Source organism: Paenibacillus sp. NN59 (assembly GCF_057597225.1).
The window spans coordinates 5,479,899-5,503,071 of sequence record NZ_CP199678.1 but is presented as its reverse complement, the minus strand read 5'-3'; the positions used below and the strand labels follow the sequence as shown (position 1 = coordinate 5,503,071).

Here is a 23,173-nt window from a genome sequence, read left to right as displayed (position 1 = left end):
CAGAAGAAACAAGCCCATTTTAGCGCCAAACAACTCAAATAAGCTCTCCTGCGGTTCAACCCCTTAATATTGGACACTAGCTAGCTTTTTCTCAGATTGATGCATCATAATGCAATGGATTTGGGCTCTATGGTTCCTTCGTTGACCAGGCGCAGGTAATCTGTCGGCGACCAGTCGTGTAGACTGCCGTGAATACGGTCTTTGTTGTAATAACGGATATAACGGTCTACCTCGGAAAAGGCTTCTTCGTAGCTTTCGAAACAATGTCGCTGGTAACACTCACGTTCCAGAACACTATGAAACGATTCAATAAAAGCATTTTTATTCGGTGTTCGAACGGGTGTCCGCTCATGCTCTAAACCTGCTTCTTCACAGAAGTTATAAAACGCTTTGCTTATAAACTGAGGGCCGTTATCGGTACGAATCACGAGCTTTGGCTCGGTCTTAGGGATACGTCGCGTTACCATAGCCTGCCGGAGCGTATGCAGGATGCTCTGCGTGTCGCAGGCTTTACCGCGATGGTGAGCGACGATTCGACGATCAAAAACATCAATAATACTTGCGAGGAAAAAGTGCCGGCGTTTCCCCGCAACATAACCGTACTTGATATCCATCTGCCACAATTGGTTAGGCCCATCTACCGTTCGGTTATTAGCTACTTTTCTCGGTACGGTATGGATTTGTTCGCGCTGAGGGAGAAGGATACTGAGAGACTTACAGAGCCGATATACTTTCTTTTTGTTAATTACCAGATTGTACTTTCGGCGTAACAACACGGTTAGTTTTCGGTAGCCAAACGCTGCATTTGGCCCTTGAATCAAACGACGAAGAAACCCGACAATCCGAGTGTCCGAAATACGATTCCCTTGCTGGTTGTAAGAGTATCCAGGGATTTTTCGTCCGCTACTTATGGGTTGCTGGCGTTCAGGGTGTTTCAAGTGATAATAATATGTTGAGCGAGGAACATCGCAGATCCGGAGCACCGTACGGACAGGATATCCTCGCTCAATCCAACCTATCGCGGTTTGTAGTCGGGATACTTTTTTTTAACGAGATCCTTAAGAATCTGGTTTTCTAATTCTTTTGCGCCAAGAAGTTTCAAAGCTTCATTGTATTTCTCCTGTAATTCTTGATAGTTGGCTGCATCTTGCTGTATTTGTTGTGTTTCTTTTTGTTTTTTAGCCACCAGTTCCCCCACCTCATCTTCGTATTGACGAACCCAAGTCGTCAGCGTTTTAGGAGACATGCCGTACTTTCGTGCCACGACCTCTGTCCGGAGGCCAGAAAGCACCTCTACGACATACTCCTTTTTCGCCTCAACTGGGCATCTAAATCGTCTTTTCATGAACACTCTCCTCATTTCATTTAGTGTATCTGAGGTAGCTTTGAGTGTCCAATTGGATTAGGGGGCTTTAAAGCCTGTGATCGTTAGAAAATAAAAAGGTGTGATATACCCTAAATAGCGTCTCTGGTGATCGTTAGAAAATCGAGCCGTCTCAGCATCTTAGCATTCCCAATCTAACTTCCTCTTCGTTTAACTAAAAGAACAGAGCCAGATAATCGTTAAGCATCTCTGTTGTCACAAGTGAAATCGGAATTTACTAAACTGTTCATAAGGTTAACTAAGTTTCTGTTATAAATGGATTGTTTTTGGGTTATAAGAAGTATAGAGATGGTGATAATAACTTTGTCAATACAATTGAAAGAAATAAAGTGTCCAAAATGAGAAATAAATTTGAACATTTCTTGACTAAAATTCATACTGATGTGGTATATTGGTATTAGGAAAGCACTTACAAAAAGGGAAAAGGAAGTGTTTACTATGGCATCTAAAACAGCAATGGTCAGCCAATTAGAGCGTAAAGATAAAAATATGCGTCGCGCAGTTTTAACGATGACAGTTCTGGCATGGGTTGCGCTCATCACTGGAGTGGTACTGTGCCTCATCAACTTGAATGATTTTAATGATCGCAATTTAGGATTAATGGTCGGCATTGGCTTTCTTGTAGGTAGCGTATTTATCTACGTCATTGCTAAATCGATTGGTCTGGTTCATACACGGCATGAAGATGAAGGTGCAGATTAATTATAATCTTGCGTAATATCGTCCATAATAAGACTGGAGTATTCCTCGGAAATCCAGTCAATAAAGCCCTTTGCGGATACGTTGACAATCGTTCAACGGGACTGCAAAGGGTTTTATTTTGTGACCTGGAGTGTAAAGATTACAATGTACAAATATCAACCGATCAAGCGATTTGTGAGAAAAAATTCACACATTTGGGGTGTAAAATCGACAAATTTGTTAACATGAACAAAAAAGTCGTTCGTTTCTGATATCTTTAGTAGGAAGAGAGTAGTATACTGATTTTTTAGTATTAGCGAATATTTAAGGAGAGGGGATCAAAATGAACAAGAAACCTAGGTCGCTTATCCGGATTATTATTCCGGTTGTCCTGACGTTGGTTACAATTGCGTTGATTGTCTGGCCAATGCTGGCAGGCGGGCAGTATGTTGTTCTGGATCCGAAGGGGCCTATTGGCGCCGCACAGAAAGATTTGATTATTATTTCAACTCTTTTGTGTGCTGTTGTCATCGTCCCTGTGTTGATTATGTCCGCTGTAATCGTTTGGCGTTACCGCGACAAACCAGAAAACAAAAATGAGTACAAGCCAAACTGGGCTCATAGTACAAAGGCTGAAGTCATCTGGTGGACAATTCCGATTGTTATCATCGGACTTTTGGCCATCGTTACTGTGCGCTACACCTATGATTTGGAGCCTTCCAAACCACTGGCACATGAGAAAGAGCCCATCACGATTCAGGTATCTTCACTGGATTGGAAATGGTTGTTCCTCTATCCTGAGCAGGGCATTGCAACAGTTAACACACTGAATATTCCTGCAGACCGGCCTGTGAAATTTGAGCTCACTGCGGATTCACCGATGAACTCGTTCTGGATTCCGCAACTGGGTGGACAGATTTACACGATGTCAGGAATGGCAATGACCTTGTACCTGCAAGCTGACCATGAAGGTCAATATTGGGGTTCAGGAGCCAACTTCACTGGTGAACACTTCGGAGAGATGCGTTTTGATGTTAATGCAACGTCGGATGAAGAATTCGATAAATGGGTAGCTGAAGTGAAGCAACAATCCCAGCCAATGACTCAAGAAACGTATGACACACTGGCTAAGCCAGGAACAAGCAATGTTGCGTATTATTCTGCATTCCCTGAAGGACTGTTCCAGAAAATCGTAACTAAATATGTTGTTGACGGTAAAAGTGCTCACAGCAAGCATGAAGGTTCAAGCTCGAACGAGTCTGCTGCTGGAGATAAATCCTTGTCTGTACCGAAATTAAATACAAGTACGAACTAAAGATTTGAAAGGAGGCCCCCAATGTTAGAGAGATTAAAGGAGTTTGCATCGGAGTTTTTCGTTACCGGCGACCCGCTGATCTATGGAGCAGACGTGGCGATCGGAATTACGATGATTACCATCGTAACGGTGCTGACTTATTTCAAAAAATGGGGCTGGCTCTGGCGTAACTGGTTAACTACTGTCGATCACAAAAAGATCGGTATTATGTATATCATTGCTTCCATTATCATGTTGTTCCGTGGTGGTGTGGATGCATTGATGATGCGTCTGCAGCTGGCTATGCCTAATATGGATTTCTTACATCCAGAACACTATAATCAGGTCTTCACAACACATGGTACGATCATGATCCTGTTCATGGCGATGCCATTCATGTTCGGTTTGTTTAACGTTATTGTGCCGTTACAGATCGGAGCGAGGGACGTTGCATTCCCGTTCCTGAACGCACTGAGCTTCTGGTTATTCTTCCTGGGCGCAATGCTGTTCAACCTGTCCTTCGTCATCGGTGGTTCACCGGATGCAGGATGGCTGAGTTACCCGCCTCTATCGGAGCTGTCACACAGTCCAGGGGTAGGACAGAACTTCTATATATGGGGTATCCAGATATCGGGTATCGGTTCCCTGGCAACCGGTATCAACTTTATGGTTACCATCATTAAAATGCGTGCGCCAGGCATGAAATGGATGAAACTGCCGATGTTCACATGGTCGGTATTCTCCACTTGTATCATTATCTTGTTTGCATTCCCGATCTTGACTGTGACGCTTGCATTGCTCTTCCTCGACAGGTTTGCCGGGGCGCATTTCTTCACACTTGATCTGGGCGGCAACCCAATGATGTATATCAACTTGATCTGGATGTGGGGTCACCCTGAGGTATACATTGTCGTCTTGCCGGCATTTGGTGTGTTCTCCGAGATTGTAAGTACATTCTCGAAGAAAAAACTGTTTGGTTACAAATCGATGGTATTCGCGATGCTGATCATCAGCTTCCTGTCCTTCTTCACTTGGGCGCATCACTTCTTCACGATGGGTTCCGGAGCGGACGTTAATGCATTCTTCGCGGTTACGACGATGTTGATTGCCATTCCAACAGGGGTTAAGATATTTAACTGGCTGTTTACGATGTATAAAGGAAGGATACGCATGGCCACTCCGATGATGTGGACACTTGCCTTTATCCCGTGCTTTATCGTCGGGGGTATGACAGGGGTTCTGTTATCCGTTGCTCCTGCTGACTTCCAGTTCCACAACAGTTACTTCCTGATTGCCCACTTCCACCAAGTATTGATCGGTGGCGTTGTCTTCGGATACTTCGCAGGTCTGTACTACTGGTGGCCAAAAATGTTCGGTTTCCAATTGGAAGAGAAACTGGGCAAATGGGCATTCTGGACTTGGAATATTGGTTTCTACGTGTGCTTCATGCCGCAGTATGCTGTCGGTCTGATGGGTATGACTCGTCGTCTGAGCACTTACGGCTGGGATACCGGCTGGTGGGAACTGAACTTCGTATCCACAATCGGGGCATTCCTGATGGGTGTTGGATTCTTGTTCCAAGTTGCACAAATTGCAGACGGTATTCGCAAATACAAAACACTCAAAGCTTCTGGCGATCCATGGGATGGTCGTACGCTCGAGTGGTCGATTCCTTCACCAGCACCAGAATACAACTTCGCTGTTACACCGCGCGGAGATGATGTGGATGAGTGGTGGGAAGAGAAAGAACGTCGTGCGAAAGGCATTCATCCGCCTGAGCCTGTATATGAGCCAATTCATATGCCGAAAAATTCCTCGATTCCGTTCATTATGTCTGTCTTCTGGTTCGTAGCTGGTTTCGGCTTCGTCTTTGGATGGCTGTGGATGGCAATCCTCGGACTCGCTGGCGTGGGTATCTGCATGATTGCTCGTTCCTTCTCTTACGATACGGATTATTACATTCCGGTCGATGAAATCAAGCGTACCGAAGCGTCGTTAAGGGGGTCGGTATAGATGGCTCAAGCAGCCGCTAAACACGGTGAGAATCATGCACACGGTCATGACCATGGCCACCATGATCCACAGGAAATGAAAATTCTCGGATTCTGGTTCTTCCTGATTTCCGACGTTATCCTGTTCTCCGTATTGTTCGCAACCTTCATTGTGTTGCGTGACAATACGGCGGGCGGACCGATTTTGTCTGAACTGATCAAAATGCCTGGTGTTATTGCTGAAACCTTCTTGTTGCTCACAAGTTCATTCACGAGCGGACTTGCGGTTCTGGCAATGAACCAAGGCAAAGTAAAACAATTGATTAACTGGCTGATCGTTACAGCCGTTCTGGGAGCAGGCTTCCTTGCCCTGGAGATTTATGAGTTTGTTGAGATGGTTCACGAAGGATTCAGCTACACAACAAGTGCAGCATCCGGCGCGTTCTTTACCCTCGTGGGTACTCACGGACTTCACGTATCGCTCGGTCTGATTTGGATGATCGGCCTGATGTTCCAACTGAAAAAACGGGGTATTACCGATGTCACTCGCGGTAAAATCAACGTAATCAGCTTGTACTGGCACTTCTTGGACGTTGTATGGATCTTCCTCCTGACCATCGTCTATCTGATGGGGGTGATGTAGATGGCACAGCACAACGCACATGATTCTCATGGCCATGAACAACATGGTTCCTTGAAGTCTTATGTCATCGGCTTCATACTGTCCATCGTTCTGACCATCATTCCTCTGGTAGTGGTACTGAACGACATGATGGGCAAAACAGGAACGATGATTGTTATTCTGGGAACTGCGGCACTGCAGTTTGTCGTTCAACTCTTCTTCTTCATGCATATCCGTGAAACAGAGAAACCTCGCTGGAACGTGATGGCTCTCATTTTCGGATTGCTGATGATGTTGACTATCGTTATTGGTTCGATCTGGATCATGCTTAACAACGCAGTTGCACATTAATAGTCTTTAACGAGAACCTTCTTGTCTGAATTTTCAGACAGGAAGGTTCTTTTTTTTTCAATTAGGTCTGATGGCGGTATGGTTACAAACCGATATAGACTTTATAGGGATGATTTGTGGGAGGGGCTGGGGTGAAACTTTAAATTTAGGATTCTAAAATTAGTGATGTAATCTCGATCAAAATAAGATTTGTAATAACTCTTGCATAATCTACGGTTCAATAAAAAGGAGAATAGCGATGAAAAAGGCCATAGCTGAGGAAACCGGGCTGCAAAGACATTTATCCCATCCAACAAAAAATGCGAAGAGCTACCTTAATAAGGTGTTCTCTTCTTTCATGGTAATTGTACTTCTCATTAGTTTGCATTCTTTTCCTGTATCGGCTGCTTCAGGAATTACAAGCAATTCATATCCTGAATTTAATGGCATACCATCGGCAGTGACCAAAGCCTCGAATGGGGATATGTATCTCGCATATCCTCAAATGGGAACTGTTCAAGGTGGACAGGGGATTCGTGATTTTAAAATATATAAATGGACTTCAGCGAGCAATTCTTTTTCATTAGAAACGAGTATCAACGCAGTTGTAGGGCTGGACCAGCTTAATGATTATTACATGGAATTAAAAATGGCAATTGATTCAACTGGTATGATGCACGTCGCTTTCTTAAAGACGGGTTCTATTAATAGTGGAGGTTGGTATTCCTACTCCAAGGGCGTATATTATGGTACATACAATACGAACAGTAGCTCATGGTCAAGTGGATTTACGGGGATCGAGACACAGAGTCTTCCAGCACAACCTGTAACGGTAGTCCATGACTATTATAATTCGCTTGAGCTTCAGGTAAAACCTTCAGGTGGGATTACTGTTGCCTATACCAAATATAAAAATGGAGCTTCACCGAATCATCAAATAAAAGTGCAAACGGGTTCGAATGCCAATACGATATGGTCTGAAACGGTAATAAATTTGCCGAAAGCCGGAATTATTCGTAGCATTTTAAGTGATGAAAACGGAAATACCAATGTTATTTATACAACCGAAGCAACTAGTGGTGTAAATATATATGTTTCCAGTTCCCCATATTCATCATCTAGAGAATTAATAAATGGAGATAGTAATTATTATTCTTATTATGGTGCCGCACTAGATTCGTCGAGTCACATTCATATTCTTTACAGCGACTATGGATATGGTGGTTTCGGAATCGTATCCGATACGGGAAGTGGGGGATCCTGGGAAACAACGATGATTGATAACGTTGACTTTGTTATAGCTGGGATGACAGCCCAACCATTAGGTCAATTGGTCATTGATGCGAATAATAATATGTTTATTATCGCGGCTTCAATCGATTTAAATGATCTTACTCCTACTTCGTTGTACTATTACGGAAAGTTTGCAGGAAGTAATACGTGGAGTAAGGGCTTAATAGATATTTCAGAATTAAATAACCTGCGTGGCAAGAATTTGGACGTGCTGTATCCGTTCGTTCCGTCAACCGGAAACCTGATGCTGCAGTATTTTGATGGGACCAACATGGAGGCAGGTTATGTTTCTGGCAAACAAACCGACTTCTTTGCTTCTTCCGGCTTGAGTGGTGATGCAACTTTGACCAGTGTATTGGGGCAGACCCTAACTTCAGGTTCGGAAGCGGGAACAAGTGTGGCGCCGAAGACAGCAAGCATCACTGTAGCAAACGGAGAATCCACTGTATCGGGCGGGGATATCGTCAAGCACGACGCAGGAGCAACGGTAACTTTCTATGGAACAGACAGTACTTTCATGACGCCTGATGTCGGCAGTGTAAACCTTACATCCGGTTCAGGAACAGATGTATACATCAAAGTTGTTGCGGCAGACAATACAACCTTGTACTACAAGATCAGTATCAACAGGATGGCACCGATTTCTAATTTTGCGAATACGGCGAAAACGAGTACAAGTGCAAGCTTTAGCTGGACAGCAGCGAGCGGAGCAACTGGAATCGTGATCGAACAATCTCCAGCGGGCACGAATACATGGACTACAGCGTCTACAAGTGGAGCCCTTGCGACCAACGCCACAAGTGGCACGGTAACAGGATTGAACCCGGCAACATCGTATGACTTCCGACTTGTGGTTACTGGTGGTGGGAATGCCGGTACATCGAACGTGGTTTCGAACATCACGACGGATAATGCACCAAGCGTGCCGCTGATCGACTTTGCGAATACGGCGAAGACAAGTACAACGGCAAGCTTTAGCTGGACAGCAGCCAGCGGGGCAACCGGAATCGTGATTGAACAATCTCCAGCGGGCACGGATACGTGGACAACATCGTCCACAAGCGGAGCCCTTGCGGCCAATGCCACAAGTGGCACGGTAACAGGATTGAACCCGGCTACATCGTATGACTTCCGTCTTGTGGTCACTGGTGGTACGAACGCTGGCACATCGAACGTGGTTTCGAACATCACGACAGATAATGCACCGAGCATGCCACTCACCGACTTTGCGAATACGGCGAAGACGAGTACAAGTGCAAGTTTTAGCTGGACAGCAGCCAGCGGAGCAACCGGAATTGTGATTGAACAATCCCCAGCAGGTGCGAACACGTGGACTACAACGTCTACAAGCGGAGCCCTTGCGACCAATGCCACAAGTGGCACGGTAATAGGATTAAACCCGGCCACATCGTATGACTTCCGACTCGTGGTCACTGGTGGTACGAACGCTGGCACATCGAACGTGGTTTCGAACATCACGACGGACAATGCATCGAGCGTGCCGCTCACGGACTTCTCCAATACGGCGAAAACGAGTACAAGCGCAAGTTTTAGCTGGACAGCAGCCAGCGGAGCAACCGGAATCGTGATCGAACAATCGCCAGCAGGTGCGAACACATGGACAACATCGTCCACAAGCGGGGCCCTTGCGGCCAATGCCACAAGTGGCGCGGTAATAGGATTAAACCCGGCCACATCGTATGACTTCCGACTCGTGGTCACTGGCGGTGCGAATGCGGGCACATCAAACATTGTCTCGAGTGTGACGACGGATAATGCACCGAGCGTGCCGCTCACGGACTTTGCGAGTACGGCGAAAACGAGTACAACGGCAAGCTTTAGCTGGACAGAAGCCAGCGGAGCAACCGGAATCGTGATCGAACAATCAGCTGCTGGTGCGAATATATGGACTACAGCGTTTACAAGCGGAGCCCTTGCGACCAACGCCACAAGTGCCACGGTAACAGGGTTGAACCCAGCCACATCGTATGATTTCCGACTTGTGGTCACTGGCGGTATGAATGCAGGCACATCGAATGTGGTCTCGAACATCACGACAGATAATGCACCGAGCGTGCCACTCACCGACTTTGCGAATACGGCGAAGACGAGTACAAGTGCAAGCTTTAGCTGGACAGCAGCGAGCGGAGCAACAGGGCTGGTGATCGAACAATCGCCAGCGGGCACGAACACGTGGACAACGGCCTCTACAAGCGGAGCCCTTGCGTCCAATGCCACAAGTGCAACCGTAACAGGATTGAACCCGGCAACGTCATATAATTTCCGCCTCGTAGTCGCTGGCGGCGCGAATGCCGGTACATCGAACGTTGTCTCGAACATCACGACGGATAATGCACCGAACGTGCCTAACAACCCTAACGTACCAAGTTCGCCGACTAGTTCGATAAATAGCAGTTCTGGTAGCATCGCTCCTTCAAGCGGCACTACTGGAGTAGACATTCTTGTTAACGGGAAAGTGGAGAGTGCGGGTACAGCCACGACATCGCAACGCAACAATCAAAGCGTGACCACGATATCCGTCGACCAGAACAAGCTGGACAACAAGCTTGCATCGGAAGGTTCAGGAGCCGTAGTGACTTTACCGGTTAATACGAAATCGGATATTGTGATTGGTGAATTGAACGGTCAGATGATTAAAAATCTGGAAAACTATAGTGCAACATTGGAGATTAGAACAGCCCGAGCAACATATACCTTGCCAGCTCAACAAATAAATATTAATGCCCTATCCGCCCAATTGGGTAAAGAGTTGAACCTGCAAGACATCAAAGTTCGCATTGAAATTGCCGCTCCAATAACGGATATGATGCAAGTGGTAGACCAAGCGGCAGGGAAGATTGGGCTCACGCTCGTTGCTCCACCGACGGATTTCAAGATTAGCGCAACATATGGAAGTACGACCATTGACGTATCAAAATTTAACGCATATGTTGAAAGAAGCGTTGCTCTTCCGAACGGTATTGATCCGAATAAGATCACAACAGGCTTGGTGATAGAGCCGGATGGATCGGTAAGGCATGTACCAACCAAAGTGATTTTCAAGGAGGGAATGTATTACGCTCAGATCAACAGTTTAACAAACAGCACTTATAGCGTTGTCTGGCACCCACTAGAATTCAGTGATGTTGCAAAGCACTGGGCTAAAGAAGCTGTGAACGATATGGGTTCCCGAATGATTGTCAACGGTATCGGCAATGAACAGTTCAATCCCGACCAAGATATTACACGCGCCGAATTCGCAGCCAGCGTTGTTCGAGGACTGGGGCTTAAACTTGAGAACGAGACTACGCTTTTCTCGGACGTTAAGTCTTCCGATTGGTACAGCAGTGTAATTAGTACGGCTTATGCATACGAATTGCTTGATGGCTATCCAGATGGTACCTTCCGTCCGATGGATAAGATTACACGTGAACAGGCAATGGTGATCCTTTCCAAGGCAATGACTCTGACCAGATTGAAGGAAAAGCAGCCTGTACAATCGACAGATGGAATACTTCATTCATTCCAAGATGCGGCTAGTGTCTCTCAGTGGGCACAAAGTAGCGTTATGGAAAGTGTTCAAGCAGGCATCATATCTGGCAGAAGTGCCACAGCACTTGTACCTAAGGCTTATATTACAAGAGCTGAGGTAGCCACGATTATCCGGAAGCTTCTTCAAAAGTCCGAATTGATCTAATGTAAATACAGTTCTATTCATCAAGTGATCTAAAAAAAGAGAGTTGACTAAAAAAGGGTGATCTCTGCATCTTGCAGAAATCATCTTTTTTTCGTAGTGAGTTTTATTGTTACTGGAGTCACAAGTTTTACTAGAAATAGCCAACACAATTCAGTGATTTGGTTGAATCATAAAAATAAGGGTACACAAATGATAGGAAATGAACTAAAATGAACTCATATGAACTTTAATAAACATAGTGAACTTCATTGAATGCCACAAAGCAACAATGAGTTCAACTCTAAACTTAATTCACATGACGAAAGGAATGGATTACAAATGGAAAACCGTTATGCAGCACACCCGAATGAAGTAAAAACGTATGATACAGCTCGTTTGCGTGAGGAATTCCTTATGGAGCAATTGTTTGCCAAAGACGAACTGGTGACTGTGTACTCCCATGTGGATCGTTACATTGTCGGAACAGCGGTTACACAAAGCAAGGACATCACTCTTGAAGTAAACCTGAAAGATATCGGAACAGACTTCTTCCTGGAGCGCCGTGAAATCGGTATCATCAACGTGGGTGGACAAGGTACAGTAACAGCGGACGGAGAAGTGTATGAGATTGGAGCCAAAGAATGCCTCTACATCGGTAAGGGCGTTAAGGAAGTGGTATTCAAGAGCAATGGCACAGAGCAGGCGGCTCAGTTCTACTTTGTTTCTACACCGGCTCACCATACCTATCCAACGGTAAAAGCAACTCAAGAGCAAGCACAGCCGAACCACCTCGGCAGCATCGAAACCTCCAACGAACGTACTATCTACCGTTACATTCACCAAGGTGAGGGCGGGATCAAGAGCTGTCAGCTCGTTATGGGTATCACAGAGTTGAACAAAGGTAACATGTGGAACACGATGCCGGCACATACGCATAACCGCCGCTCCGAAGTGTACCTGTACTGGAACCTGCCTGAAGATGGCGTTGTATTCCATATGATGGGCGAGCCAACGGAAACGCGTCATCTCGTTGTACGTGATCGTCAGGCGATCATCTCTCCAAGCTGGTCTATTCACAGCGGTGTGGGCACAAGCAATTACACTTTTTGCTGGGCAATGGCTGGAGAAAACCAAACGTTCGAAGACATGGACGGCGTAGCGATGAAGGATCTGAAATAAGAAAGAAATAGGAAGTTGATTAGATGAATCCATTGAAACGACATGAAAAGATCATGGAGGCTCTGCTAGAACGCCAGGAGGTCACGGTTAGTGACCTGAGCGAACTGTTGCAGGTGACTGGCAAAACGGTGCGAGAGGATCTCGATAAGCTGGAGAGTATGGGATTGCTCGTGCGTGTACACGGCGGAGCTATGCTGGCTCAGAATGACCAATATGGGATTCTGAACAGCCGCGGGGCACTGGAGAAACACCAGTCCGAGAAAACCGAGATTGCCGAACGAGCACTTGCTTATATTAAGCCTGGGGATATTGTAGCACTGGATGGTGGCAGCACCACGCTAGAGATGGCCAAGCGGCTCGATAACCAGCCGCTGACGGTGATCACAAGTGATTTGTACATCATTGCAGAGCTGACGAAAAAGGAACAGGTGCGACTGGTCGTTCCTGGTGGAGCGCGTGTGCGTAATATGCTGGTGGGTGAAGATACGGCGGCATTTATTTCCGGTCTGAACATTCACAAAGCCTTCATTTCAACAACGGCGCTTCATCCTGAATTTGGCTTGTCCATCTATACAGGCGATCTGGTTCCTCTGAAGAAAGCAATGATTGCTGCTGCACAGCAGGTATTTGGCGTAGTGGATCATTACAAATTCGGGCAATTCGCACTCCGTACCTTCGCACAGTGCTCTGAACTGGATTATATTATCAGTGACCGGAATCTGGACGAAGAGACAGCGGCTTTATACAGGCAGAGTGGTGTCAACGTGGATTACACAAGTTAACTTCATGTATTTTTAACGGAATGAAATAACGAACGATACAGTTGTAATTTGCATATCAAAGACATGTGGAGGAAATGTTCATGAACCCATTTGATTTAAGCGGACAAGTTGCAATGGTGACAGGTACTTCAGGAGGACTCGGGCAAGGGATGGCAGTTGGCCTCGCTGAAGCGGGGGCAGATGTGGTGCTGGTATCTTACTCCAAACCGGCGGAGACGGCAAGTGCAATTGAAGCACTGGGACGTAAAGCATATATCATCGAAGCTGATCTAAGCAAAGAAGAAGAACTGTCAGCTGTGTTTGAAAAAGCGCTCGCTTTCCAAGGCAGAATTGATATTCTCGTCAACAATGCCGGCATTATTCGCCGTACTCCGGCAGCGGATCACGCACATCAGGATTGGCATGATGTCATCGCGTTGAACCTGAACAGTGTATTTTTCCTGAGCCAGCTGGCGGGGAGACATATGATTGAACGTGGAAGCGGCAAAATCATTAACATTGCATCGATGCTTTCCTACCAAGGTGGCATTAATGTTCCAGGATACACGGCTAGTAAACACGGCGTTGCCGGGTTGACGAAAGCCCTGGCTAATGAATGGGCTGGCAAAGGCATTCAGATTAATGGTATCGCTCCAGGTTACATGGAAACGGATAATACAACTCAAATTCGTGCGGACGAGAACCGTTACCGCGATATCACAGCACGTATTCCAGCAGGTCGCTGGGGAACACCTGAGGACTTGAAAGGTCCAGTGGTGTTCCTGGCTTCTGCTGCATCGGATTATTTGAATGGTCACGTACTTAATGTGGATGGCGGATGGATGGCGCGTTAATCCATCATCCAAGATCTGTTTTGCAGAAGGAGGCAATGAGATGAAACTTGGTGTTCTGGCCCATACGTTTGGTAAACGGCCTACAGCTGAGCTGGCGCAAATCATTGCGGACAACGGATTTAACTCCGTGCAACTGGCTCTTGCCAAAGCATTGTCGGACATGGATTCAGCGAACGGCAAATTGAGTCCTGGATTCGCTAATGAGGTAGGAGAACAATTTGCTAGCCGCGGGGTGAAAATTGCCGTTCTAGGCTGTTACATCAACCCGATTGATCCTGATCCTGTAAGCCGTCGAGCAGACATTAACCGGTTCAAGGAACATCTGCGTTATGCCCGGGATTTTGGGTGCAGTATGGTGGCAACAGAAACAGGAGAACGAACGACTTATAAGGATTCTCATCCAGACACATATGATGAAAAGTCATGGAGTGTTCTGAAAGATACGCTGGAGGAAATCACGGAGGAAGCTGAAAAATGGGGTGTACATGCTGCCATTGAACCCGTGGCGACCCATACGCTTCATACCCATGAACATATGACCCGGTTGTTTGAAGAGATTCCGTCATCCAATCTGGGCATGTTGTTTGATCCGTGCAATCTGATTAAACAGCATCATACAGCAGATCAAGGAGCTTTTCTGCGTGAAGTAATGGAGAAGCTGTATGAGAAGATGATCGTGATTCATGCGAAAGATGTAGCTTTCAATGCACAGGGTGAGAAGTATAATCCTGTCCCTGGTGGGGGCATTCTGGATTATCCGTTGTTCTTCGAATTGCTCAAGACGTATAAACCACACATTGATATCTCGCTGGAAGGTGTGAATGCAGAAGAGGCTGTGCCTGCTGCCAAGCATCTGCGAGCGGTATGGGACGCTGTGAAGGTAAGATGAGGTAGAAGAAGTTCTAACGATGAATGAACTGAAAAACCTTTGCCATGGCAAAGGTTTTTTTAGTACAGCAGGATCATATTTTACATATTAACATTTCTTATCGGAAAGATCGGAAATAACTCTTTTCAAAACCGACATCTTGTGAGAGAATATGGAAAACATAAGCCGCCATGATGAGACATCAAGAAGCCAGCAATTGAGATCAGGATGCACCAGAGTGCATATATCAAGGGAGGATTCAGTATTATGTCAAACGAACGTGAGCTTTCATTTGAAACATTAGCTATTCATGCAGGTCAAGAGATTGATCCAACAACCCAATCTAGAGCTGTGCCTTTGTATCAGACAACATCTTATGGATTCCGTGATACGGAGCATGCTGCTAATCTGTTTGGTTTGAAAGAGTTTGGCAACATCTATACGCGTCTGATGAATCCAACAACGGATGTATTTGAACAGCGGATTGCTGCTCTGGAAGGTGGAGCAGGCGCATTGGCTACGGCTTCGGGTCAGGCAGCTATTACGTTCTCTTTGCTGAACATTGCCGGTGCTGGAGACGAGATCGTGTCCTCGGCAAGTCTGTATGGCGGTACGTATAACCTCTTCTCTACAACGTTGCCGAAATTGGGCCTTGATGTGAAATTTGTAGATTCCAGTGATCCGGAGAACTTCCGAGCGGCGATTACGGAGAAAACAAAAGCATTGTACGCTGAAACGATTGGTAACCCGAAGGGGAATGTACTTGATATTGAAGCCGTGGCAGCAATTGCCCATGAACATGGCATTCCTTTGATCGTGGATAATACGTTCCCAAGCCCGTATTTGCTTCGTCCAATTGAACATGGAGCGGACATTGTCGTTCACTCGGCAACCAAGTTCATTGGTGGGCATGGTACATCCATCGGTGGTGTCATCGTGGACAGTGGTAAATTCGACTGGAAAGCAAGCGGGAAATTCCCAGGATTGACTGAACCGGACCCAAGTTATAACGGGGTTGTATACACAGAAGCGGTTGGCCCGATTGCTTATATTATTAAAGCACGTGTACAGTTGTTACGTGACTTGGGAGCGTCCATTTCACCATTTAACTCCTGGCTGTTGGTACAAGGTTTGGAGACGTTGCATCTTCGCGTGGAACGTCATAGTAGCAATGCGCTGGCAGTTGCAGAGTATCTGGAGAAACATGAGGATGTCCTGTGGGTGAGCTATGCAGGTCTGCCAAGTCATCCATCTTATGAACTTGCACAGAAATATCTGCCAAGAGGGCAAGGTGCCATCCTGACGTTTGGCATTAAAGGCGGTGTAGAGGCAGGGCGTAAATTGATCGAAAGCGTGAAACTGTTCTCCCACCTTGCTAACGTAGGTGACTCCAAGTCATTGATCATCCATCCGGCAAGCACAACCCATGCTCAATTGACGGAAGAAGAACAAACAGCAGCTGGCGTAAATCCGGAATTGATTCGTCTGTCCATTGGTACGGAGAACATTCAGGATATCATTTATGATCTGGAGCAGGCGATTAAAGCGAGCCAAGGTGCAAGTGTAGGCGCGTAAAAGTAAGTTACAATTGTAGGTGTATCAAAGTATGTCGTACTTGAAAGGTCAAAGCCACGTTCAGCGGGCTTTGGCCTTTTTGTATGGAGAGTTCTTTGTGGCAAAAGCTTTATGGTAGGTACATAACGAACGAGTATGCCTTTATCTTTAGGTCATTGGAACGAGGAGAATGAGGAGCTAGCGCTAACGATCTCCACGGAGTTTATTTGCCTTTTTTACCGAGATTTAAAATCTAACGATTAGCAGAGATGTTATTTATTCATTTTTCAGCATTTAGGGGCGAGAAATGGGCTAAATGCAATGAATAGCGTTCCTAGTGATCGTTAGCATTAAAAATGATGCTTTTTCGATGAAATAAGGTTTCTCATGATCGTTAGCCTGAAACACCCATTTACAAATCAACAGCATAGGCATATAATTGAGCTAAAGTTGTATTGAGTAAACATAATTGCATAAGCGCAAAAATGATTATCATTCTCACTGGATTACAGATCTATGAAAATGCCAAATCATCTCTAAACCATGCTGCTGCGGGATTCCCGCAGCAGCATGTGCCATTTTTAGGGCAATAACAATGGCTCTCATTCTCAATACAATTTGGGCAATGCAGTCAGATGAGAACAAAACCTCCGAAGGGAACGTGATTTATATGCAAGCGATACATCAACCTTTACAAGGGAAACAGCAAGCCAAGCAACAATCGGCCCATACTCCTGGACCCAAACGGGGCAAGAAAAAGAATTTTCGCGCGATGTTGCAGAACAAGGAGATGCAGGCAGCGCTGGGCAGTGGCATTATGATGCTGATTGCATGGGGGATAGCACCTTATTTTGCCACGATGTCTGTGATAATCTACATTGCCGCTTATGGGATTGGTGGCTGGACGAAGGCCAAAGAAGGTGTCGAAACTTTGGTTAAGGATCGTGATCTGGACGTTAACTTGCTAATGATTGCCGCATCACTTGGAGCGGCGACAATTGGTTATTGGAATGAAGGCGCGATGCTAATCTTTATTTTCGCCCTTAGTGGAGCATTGGAAAGCTACGCCACGGAGCGCAGTCACAAAGACATCTCATCCTTACTGGCACTTAAACCGGAGACGGCATTGCGGATCGAGGATGGACAAATGAATATCGTGGCGATTGAGGATTTGCAGCCAGGGGATCTGCTACTCGTGAAGCCAGGCGAGCTGATTCCTGCGGATGGAGTTGTTTATCGGGGAAGTTCTTTTATCAATCAATCGTCGATTACCGGGGAATCGATGCCAGTAGATAAGAGTGCAGGGGACGAAGTTTACGCTGGTACAGTGAATGGTGAGGGGGCGTTATATGTTGAAGTCACCAAGTCGGCCGAGGGCTCACTATTCGGAAAAATCATCAAGCTGGTGGAGGAAGCGCAAGCCGAGGTACCGGATTCGCAACGTTTTATGGAACGTTTTGAAGGTATCTATGCACGAATTGTTGTAGGTGTTACGCTTCTTGTTATTGTAGGAGCACCACTACTCTTGGGATGGACGTGGAATGAAGCTTTTTACAAAGCCATGGTCTTTCTTGTCGTGGCATCACCTTGTGCACTGGTGTCTTCCATCATGCCTGTGATGCTGTCTGCAATGTCCAGCAGCGCTCGCCGCGGGATTTTGTTCAAGGGAGGGGCGCATATGGAGAATATTGCTCATACCCGAGTGGTCGCTTTTGACAAAACAGGCACGCTCACGATGGGAACTCCCAAAGTAACGGATATCCTAACTGCACCGAGCGTAAGCAGAGAGCAATTATTGTCCGCAGTGGCGTCTGTTGAAAATCTCTCGATGCATCCCCTTGCTCGGGCTATCGTGGAACAGGCGAGTAAAGAAAACTTACCTCTACAAGAGGCAGAGCATGTGCAGTCTATTACAGGACACGGCATTCAAGGAAGCATAAATGGCGTCGTGTGGAAGATTGGGCGGCTGGATGGAACAGTTTGGGCACAAGAGATACAAGAGAATCAGACGATGGAAGAGAGAGAAGCTACGGAAACACTAGCTGTAACGCCAACTGGCGAATTTAAGAATGGCAAAGCTGTGGAGTCTATAGCCAATGATGTACTTGTAAACGGTGAAGCAGACTGGGAAGCGGTATGTACCCGACTGGAGCAGGAAGGCAAAACGATATCTGTTGTAACTGTCAATGGTGAGTTTGCGGGTTTGATTGCGATGCGGGATATGATCCGTCCACAGGCGGTTGAAGCTGTGAAGAAGCTGGAGAGCATGGGTGTCAAAGTAGCGATGTTAACTGGTGATCGTGCCCGTTCAGCTTCGGTCATTGCCGGTGAAACCGGGGTTAGTCTGGTCTATGCTGATCTGCTACCTGAAGATAAGGTCACACAGGTGCAAGCGCTCCGTGAGCAATATGGTCATGTGCTGATGGTTGGTGACGGGGTTAATGATGCGCCTGCGCTTGCGGCAGCAACGGTGGGGATGGGCATGGGGTTATCAGGCAGTGGGACAGCAATTGAAGTGGCCGATGCGGTGCTTATGAATGATAATATCGAAGAGATTGCTTGGGTAATCGGGCAAGCTCGGCGAGCCGAACGCACGGTGAAGCATAATATGTGGTTTGCCATTACAGTTATTTTAGCGTTAATCGCAGGTAACTTCTTACAAGATATTGCTTTGCCACTTGGAGTGGTTGGTCATGAAGGCAGTACCATTTTGGTGATTCTGAATGGACTTCGACTGTTGCGTTAAGTTGTGCTTTAACGCACAGTGCCCCAGCAGCTCCCGTTTGAACCTGTTGTCAGAGGGTAATAGTCGAAGAGACGATACAATGTAATGCAATGTATCTCACTGACGATAATTACTTTTAACGATAAAGGGAGCTGTGAACAATGGGCCGTTATGTACAAGTTGAACCGAATGTAAAAGTATATGTTGAAGATATTGGTGAAGGGACTCCGGTACTGTTTTTGCACGGCTGGCCTGTCAATTATAAAATGTTTGAATACCAATTGAATGTGCTACCGAACCACGGCATTCGTACCATTGCAATGGATTTCAGAGGTTATGGTTTATCCGATAAGCCGTCTACTGGATATGATTATGACCGCATGGCAGACGATGTTCGTGCTGTTATTGACGACCTGGGGCTGACAGATGCCATACTCGCTGGTTTCTCCATGGGTGGTGCTATCGCGGCACATTATATGGCGCGTCATCAGGGACACGGAGTATCGAAGCTGGCACTGCTGTCGGCGGCGGCACCTGTATTTACGCAACGTGAAGGTTATCCGTACGGTTTAACGCCGGATGAGCTGAATGAGCAGATTATTGAGCCGATCTTCACGGATCGTGCGAAGCTATTGGATACGTTCGGCGGAATGTTTTTTGCGAAGAAGCACAGCCAGCCTTTCATGCAATGGTTCCATGCACTAGGCATGGAAGCTTCGTCTTATGGTACGATTAACAGTGCGATGGCGTTGCGTGATGAGGATTTGCGCGGGGAATTGGAAACGATCCAGGTGCCTACAGCCATTTTCCACGGTAAAAAAGACGAAATCTGTCCGTTCGAATTCGCTGAAGAGATGCACAAAGCGATCCCTTCGGCTGAAATGGTTGTGTTTGAAGAGAGTGGACACGGTGCATTTTACGATGAGTTGGAAAAATTCAATGCTGAACTAATTCGATTTATTCAATCTTGATCGTTTAAATAAAAAGAAAATATAAATTGCTTTACAGATGATTTCAGCAATTTCAGTAATTTCATGGAATCTTCATTTGTGGCTAAAAAAAGAACCCGACTTCAGCATCCGCTGTGGTCCGGGTTCTTTTGCCTTTCACCCATCTAGAACAGTTCGGTTAGTCCGATCATCGTAATCAGACCAAACAGGAAGGAGATCGTAGCTGCGCGTGCATTGCCGTCACCATGACTCTCAGGGATGAGTTCTTTATAAACGATAAACATCATTGCACCTGCTGCGAACGCGAGACCGTAAGGCACCAGTCCGGCAACAAGACTACTGAGTGTATATCCGATCATGGCCGTTATAATCTCTACAGCCCCAGTCAATGTTGCAATGCCAAGTGCTTTAAAGCGACCGATGTTCTGATTGACGAGAAAGAGAGCGACCAGAAAGCCTTCCGGTGCATTTTGCAAACCGATAGAAAAGGCAATCAGGTTGCCTAAGTTTTCATCCGTACTTGCATAACTTACACCGACAGACAAGCCTTCCGGCAAGTTATGCATTGTGATGGCTGCGATAATCATGAAAGCTTTGCCTTCAATTTTGAAAGGCATCTTTTCGGGGTTTTCCAGATCTACGTGCGGAATACGCATCTCCAGCACCAGTAGAACCAGACTGCCGAGCATAATGCCAAAAGCAAGGACAAATAAATTAGATTGTCCCAGTGCTTCGGGAATGAGATTGTACACCGAGGCTGAAGTCATAATACCCGCTGCGTAAGCGAGCAGAATGTCGCGCAGACGATGTGATATTTTACGCATAAATAAGATCGGTACGGCCCCAAGTCCGGTAGACATGGCCGAAATAATACTGCCGAGTAGAGCGTCGTTCATGCTTCCATTTTCCCTCCTGATGAAGACTTCTTCATAATCGCTGCCGAGCATTGACACCGTACATAAAAGAGATCATAATGAACAACAGATTAGAATGATTATAAATTAGAATTCCGTTTCTGCATAGGTGAATCGTCATATTCGTAGGCAGTTCTTATGGACATGATGTGGGCTATCCGTTCTAGTGTATGCAAAGGCTCGCGCTTTTGATGCCGGAGAGCTTGATCTTTTTGCAGAACATGGGGGAGGAACTATACATGTATAAATCAATTATTATTGGAACAGGCCCTGCAGGGCTGACAGCAGCAATCTATCTGGCACGTGCCAACTTGAACCCACTCGTTATTGAAGGACCGCAACCGGGTGGACAACTTACAACAACGACAGAAGTGGAGAACTTCCCGGGTTTCCCTGATGGCATCATGGGCCCTGAACTGATGGACAACATGCGTAAACAAGCGGAGCGTTTTGGCGCAGAATTCCGTACGGGCTGGGTAAACAACATCGACATGAGCGAGCGTCCTTTCAAAATTCAAGTCGAAGGTATGGGTGAACTCGTATCCGAAACGTTGATTCTGTCTACAGGCGCATCTGCTAAATATTTGGGTATCCCAGGAGAAGAAACAAACGTGGGCCGCGGTGTCAGCACATGTGCGACATGTGACGGATTCTTCTTCCGTAATAAAGAAATTATCGTTATTGGCGGTGGTGATTCCGCACTGGAAGAAGCAAGCTTCCTGTCCCGTTTCGGTTCCAAAGTAACACTGGTGCACCGTCGTGAAGAACTGCGTGGCTCCAAAATCATGCAAGATCGTGCACGCAGCAACGAGAAAGTAGAAATGGCACTGAACCGCACACCACTTGAAGTGATTGCTGGCGACAACGGCGTAACTGGCCTCAAAGTGCTCAACAACGCAACTGGTGAAGAAGAAGTGATTCCGGCAAGCGGTGTATTTGTAGCGATTGGTCACACACCAAACACAGGTTTCTTGGGTGGTCAGATTACTACAGACGAGCATGGTTACATTTTGACAACTCCAGGTACTTCTGAAACAAACATCCCAGGCGTATTCGCATGTGGTGACGTTCAGGATACACGTTACAAACAAGCGATCACTGCTGCAGGTAGCGGATGTATGGCTGCAATGGACACCGAGAAATTCATTGAAAGCCTGGAGCACAGCGCAGTAGCGTTGTAATTCGGAAAGCCCGATGTTTAAATAGTGCTTCATTTAGCTTATAAATAATTAACCATATATAACAAATAATAATTCTGAGGTGAACTAAACATGGAAAACGTAATTGTATACACATCCACGAACTGCCCGAACTGCAAATCCGTCAAGACTTTCCTGGCTGATAAAGGTATTGCTTATGAAGAGCGTAACATCGAGACAAGCGACGAGTTCGCACAACAAGTATGGGATATGGGCGTACGTGCAGTTCCTTTGACTGTAATCGGTGAACACCGCATTCTGGGTATGAACAAAACACAATTTGCTAAAGCATTGGACGCTTAATTCATGCTTGGCTAGCTATGGTTGCTGGCTATGTAGTTTAACAGAATTGAAGCTATTCCGGTTCGCGCGAGCCGTTTGAATATAGAAGTAAGATTGGGAAGGGGCCGTACCGTATAAGGTACGGTCTTTTTTTAATTTTTCTGATGTTGAAAGAAATGGGAGGAAAACAAAAAGAAGACGCGTAAGACAACGTCTGGACTTGAGGACATTGCGCATAAGCGTCTCCTTTTTAGTCGGAGCAACATCATTTGCCTTTGAGTATAGGAGTACATTCAAGCGTAAAGAATTCTCCGCTAGAAAAAAATACTCATGCATGTCTGAAATACGACATACACCAGTAAGCCTGACAGCATGTACATGAGACCAGCCTTCTTTTTGCTCTGAAAAAATCGAAGTATGCCCAGGCTGAACAGGGGCGCAAGCACAATCAGGAACAGGAGTACGGTGACAAATACTGGCGCCGAGATATCTGATGTATCCACGTAGGTCACGAGTTTCACTCCGTTTCATTATCGGATAACACGGCAACGAGAACGCTGCCATGACAAAAATCACATAATCTCATTATACCTCTGGATTTCTTTAACAAAAAGGG

19 protein-coding genes are annotated in these 23,173 nt (G+C 46.1%); 15 read left to right on the top strand and 4 right to left on the bottom strand.

Annotated elements, in window-relative coordinates:
* Window positions 1-104 precede the first annotated feature (104 nt).
* Window positions 105-1,010 carry an IS3 family transposase gene (locus ACT89M_RS24130; protein WP_308723561.1) on the bottom strand — a complete coding sequence of 302 codons (906 nt, stop codon included), beginning with the start codon at window positions 1,008-1,010 and terminating at the stop codon, window positions 105-107.
* A 5-nt stretch (window positions 1,011-1,015) separates the two neighbouring features.
* Window positions 1,016-1,345: a transposase gene (locus ACT89M_RS24125; protein ID WP_221789174.1), complete on the bottom strand. Its 330-nt coding sequence runs from the start codon at window positions 1,343-1,345 to the stop codon at window positions 1,016-1,018.
* Window positions 1,346-1,822: 477 nt separating this feature from the next.
* On the opposite strand from ACT89M_RS24125, the gene ACT89M_RS24120 reads away from it, so the two are divergent.
* The 13 genes from ACT89M_RS24120 to ACT89M_RS24060 all read left to right on the top strand — a co-directional run bounded on the left by ACT89M_RS24120 (window position 1,823) and on the right by ACT89M_RS24060 (window position 20,183).
* Complete coding sequence (locus ACT89M_RS24120) at window positions 1,823-2,086, top strand: hypothetical protein (RefSeq protein ID WP_090924956.1); 264 nt, start codon at window positions 1,823-1,825, stop codon at window positions 2,084-2,086.
* 322 nt (window positions 2,087-2,408) lie between these two features.
* Window positions 2,409-3,380: a ubiquinol oxidase subunit II gene (gene cyoA, locus ACT89M_RS24115; RefSeq protein WP_154891743.1), complete on the top strand. Its 972-nt coding sequence runs from the start codon at window positions 2,409-2,411 to the stop codon at window positions 3,378-3,380.
* Window positions 3,381-3,401: 21 nt separating this feature from the next.
* Window positions 3,402-5,372 carry a cbb3-type cytochrome c oxidase subunit I gene (locus tag ACT89M_RS24110; protein ID WP_090924958.1) on the top strand — a complete coding sequence of 657 codons (1,971 nt, stop codon included), beginning with the start codon at window positions 3,402-3,404 and terminating at the stop codon, window positions 5,370-5,372.
* The gene (gene cyoC / locus ACT89M_RS24105; protein WP_090924959.1) at window positions 5,373-5,993 is read left to right on the top strand and encodes a cytochrome o ubiquinol oxidase subunit III; all 621 of its coding nucleotides are present in this window, start codon (window positions 5,373-5,375) and stop codon (window positions 5,991-5,993) included. It begins immediately after the preceding gene.
* A complete protein-coding gene (gene cyoD, locus ACT89M_RS24100) occupies window positions 5,994-6,323 on the top strand; it encodes a cytochrome o ubiquinol oxidase subunit IV (protein ID WP_090924960.1) in 330 nt (109 codons plus the stop codon). It abuts the gene before it with no gap.
* Window positions 6,324-6,561: 238 nt separating this feature from the next.
* Window positions 6,562-11,292, top strand: a complete 4,731-nt coding sequence (locus tag ACT89M_RS24095; RefSeq protein ID WP_487344856.1) for a fibronectin type III domain-containing protein — start codon at window positions 6,562-6,564, stop codon at window positions 11,290-11,292.
* 318 nt (window positions 11,293-11,610) lie between these two features.
* Window positions 11,611-12,450 (top strand): 5-dehydro-4-deoxy-D-glucuronate isomerase, encoded by an 840-nt coding sequence (gene kduI / locus ACT89M_RS24090; protein ID WP_090924443.1) that lies wholly within the window; start codon window positions 11,611-11,613, stop codon window positions 12,448-12,450.
* A 23-nt stretch (window positions 12,451-12,473) separates the two neighbouring features.
* Entirely contained in the window at window positions 12,474-13,232 is a 759-nt protein-coding gene (locus ACT89M_RS24085) for a DeoR/GlpR family DNA-binding transcription regulator (RefSeq protein ID WP_145334811.1), read from the top strand.
* Window positions 13,233-13,312: 80 nt separating this feature from the next.
* Window positions 13,313-14,065, top strand: coding sequence for a 2-dehydro-3-deoxy-D-gluconate 5-dehydrogenase KduD (kduD, locus tag ACT89M_RS24080; RefSeq protein ID WP_090924445.1), 753 nt, complete (start codon window positions 13,313-13,315; stop codon window positions 14,063-14,065).
* A gap of 40 nt (window positions 14,066-14,105) precedes the next feature.
* On the top strand, window positions 14,106-14,954 hold the full coding sequence (locus ACT89M_RS24075) for a sugar phosphate isomerase/epimerase family protein (protein ID WP_253491350.1): 849 nt from the start codon (window positions 14,106-14,108) through the stop codon (window positions 14,952-14,954).
* 246 nt (window positions 14,955-15,200) lie between these two features.
* Entirely contained in the window at window positions 15,201-16,508 is a 1,308-nt protein-coding gene (locus ACT89M_RS24070) for a homocysteine synthase (RefSeq protein WP_154891739.1), read from the top strand.
* A 649-nt stretch (window positions 16,509-17,157) separates the two neighbouring features.
* Window positions 17,158-19,233, top strand: a complete 2,076-nt coding sequence (locus tag ACT89M_RS24065; RefSeq protein WP_308723213.1) for a heavy metal translocating P-type ATPase — start codon at window positions 17,158-17,160, stop codon at window positions 19,231-19,233.
* Between the two features lie 140 nt (window positions 19,234-19,373).
* Window positions 19,374-20,183, top strand: coding sequence for an alpha/beta fold hydrolase (locus tag ACT89M_RS24060; RefSeq protein WP_154960170.1), 810 nt, complete (start codon window positions 19,374-19,376; stop codon window positions 20,181-20,183).
* Window positions 20,184-20,326: 143 nt separating this feature from the next.
* Here the strand turns inward: ACT89M_RS24060 and ACT89M_RS24055 are convergent, their stop codons facing one another.
* Window positions 20,327-21,058, bottom strand: coding sequence for a ZIP family metal transporter (locus ACT89M_RS24055; RefSeq protein ID WP_090924449.1), 732 nt, complete (start codon window positions 21,056-21,058; stop codon window positions 20,327-20,329).
* Window positions 21,059-21,315: 257 nt separating this feature from the next.
* Between ACT89M_RS24055 and trxB the strand changes: the two genes are divergently transcribed.
* Both trxB and ACT89M_RS24045 read left to right on the top strand, forming a co-directional pair.
* Window positions 21,316-22,257, top strand: a complete 942-nt coding sequence (trxB, locus tag ACT89M_RS24050) for a thioredoxin-disulfide reductase (RefSeq protein WP_090924450.1) — start codon at window positions 21,316-21,318, stop codon at window positions 22,255-22,257.
* Window positions 22,258-22,347: 90 nt separating this feature from the next.
* Window positions 22,348-22,578: a glutaredoxin family protein gene (locus ACT89M_RS24045; protein WP_090924451.1), complete on the top strand. Its 231-nt coding sequence runs from the start codon at window positions 22,348-22,350 to the stop codon at window positions 22,576-22,578.
* A gap of 293 nt (window positions 22,579-22,871) precedes the next feature.
* Here ACT89M_RS24045 and ACT89M_RS24040 read toward each other — a convergent pair whose 3' ends face one another.
* Window positions 22,872-23,069: a hypothetical protein gene (locus ACT89M_RS24040; protein WP_090924452.1), complete on the bottom strand. Its 198-nt coding sequence runs from the start codon at window positions 23,067-23,069 to the stop codon at window positions 22,872-22,874.
* Between the last annotated feature and the right edge of the window lie 104 nt (window positions 23,070-23,173).

Coding starts and splice junctions, on each gene's coding strand:
- ACT89M_RS24085 (WP_145334811.1), top strand. CDS start 12,474: ATGAATCCATTGAAACGACATGAAAAGATCATGGAGGCTCTGCTAGAA.
- ACT89M_RS24095 (WP_487344856.1), top strand. CDS start 6,562: ATGAAAAAGGCCATAGCTGAGGAAACCGGGCTGCAAAGACATTTATCC.
- cyoD (WP_090924960.1), top strand. CDS start 5,994: ATGGCACAGCACAACGCACATGATTCTCATGGCCATGAACAACATGGT.
- ACT89M_RS24070 (WP_154891739.1), top strand. CDS start 15,201: ATGTCAAACGAACGTGAGCTTTCATTTGAAACATTAGCTATTCATGCA.
- trxB (WP_090924450.1), top strand. CDS start 21,316: ATGTATAAATCAATTATTATTGGAACAGGCCCTGCAGGGCTGACAGCA.
- cyoA (WP_154891743.1), top strand. CDS start 2,409: ATGAACAAGAAACCTAGGTCGCTTATCCGGATTATTATTCCGGTTGTC.
- ACT89M_RS24110 (WP_090924958.1), top strand. CDS start 3,402: ATGTTAGAGAGATTAAAGGAGTTTGCATCGGAGTTTTTCGTTACCGGC.
- kduI (WP_090924443.1), top strand. CDS start 11,611: ATGGAAAACCGTTATGCAGCACACCCGAATGAAGTAAAAACGTATGAT.
- ACT89M_RS24075 (WP_253491350.1), top strand. CDS start 14,106: ATGAAACTTGGTGTTCTGGCCCATACGTTTGGTAAACGGCCTACAGCT.
- ACT89M_RS24120 (WP_090924956.1), top strand. CDS start 1,823: ATGGCATCTAAAACAGCAATGGTCAGCCAATTAGAGCGTAAAGATAAA.
- ACT89M_RS24060 (WP_154960170.1), top strand. CDS start 19,374: ATGGGCCGTTATGTACAAGTTGAACCGAATGTAAAAGTATATGTTGAA.
- ACT89M_RS24055 (WP_090924449.1), bottom strand. CDS start 21,058: ATGAACGACGCTCTACTCGGCAGTATTATTTCGGCCATGTCTACCGGA.
- kduD (WP_090924445.1), top strand. CDS start 13,313: ATGAACCCATTTGATTTAAGCGGACAAGTTGCAATGGTGACAGGTACT.
- ACT89M_RS24065 (WP_308723213.1), top strand. CDS start 17,158: ATGCAAGCGATACATCAACCTTTACAAGGGAAACAGCAAGCCAAGCAA.
- ACT89M_RS24045 (WP_090924451.1), top strand. CDS start 22,348: ATGGAAAACGTAATTGTATACACATCCACGAACTGCCCGAACTGCAAA.
- ACT89M_RS24125 (WP_221789174.1), bottom strand. CDS start 1,345: ATGAAAAGACGATTTAGATGCCCAGTTGAGGCGAAAAAGGAGTATGTC.
- cyoC (WP_090924959.1), top strand. CDS start 5,373: ATGGCTCAAGCAGCCGCTAAACACGGTGAGAATCATGCACACGGTCAT.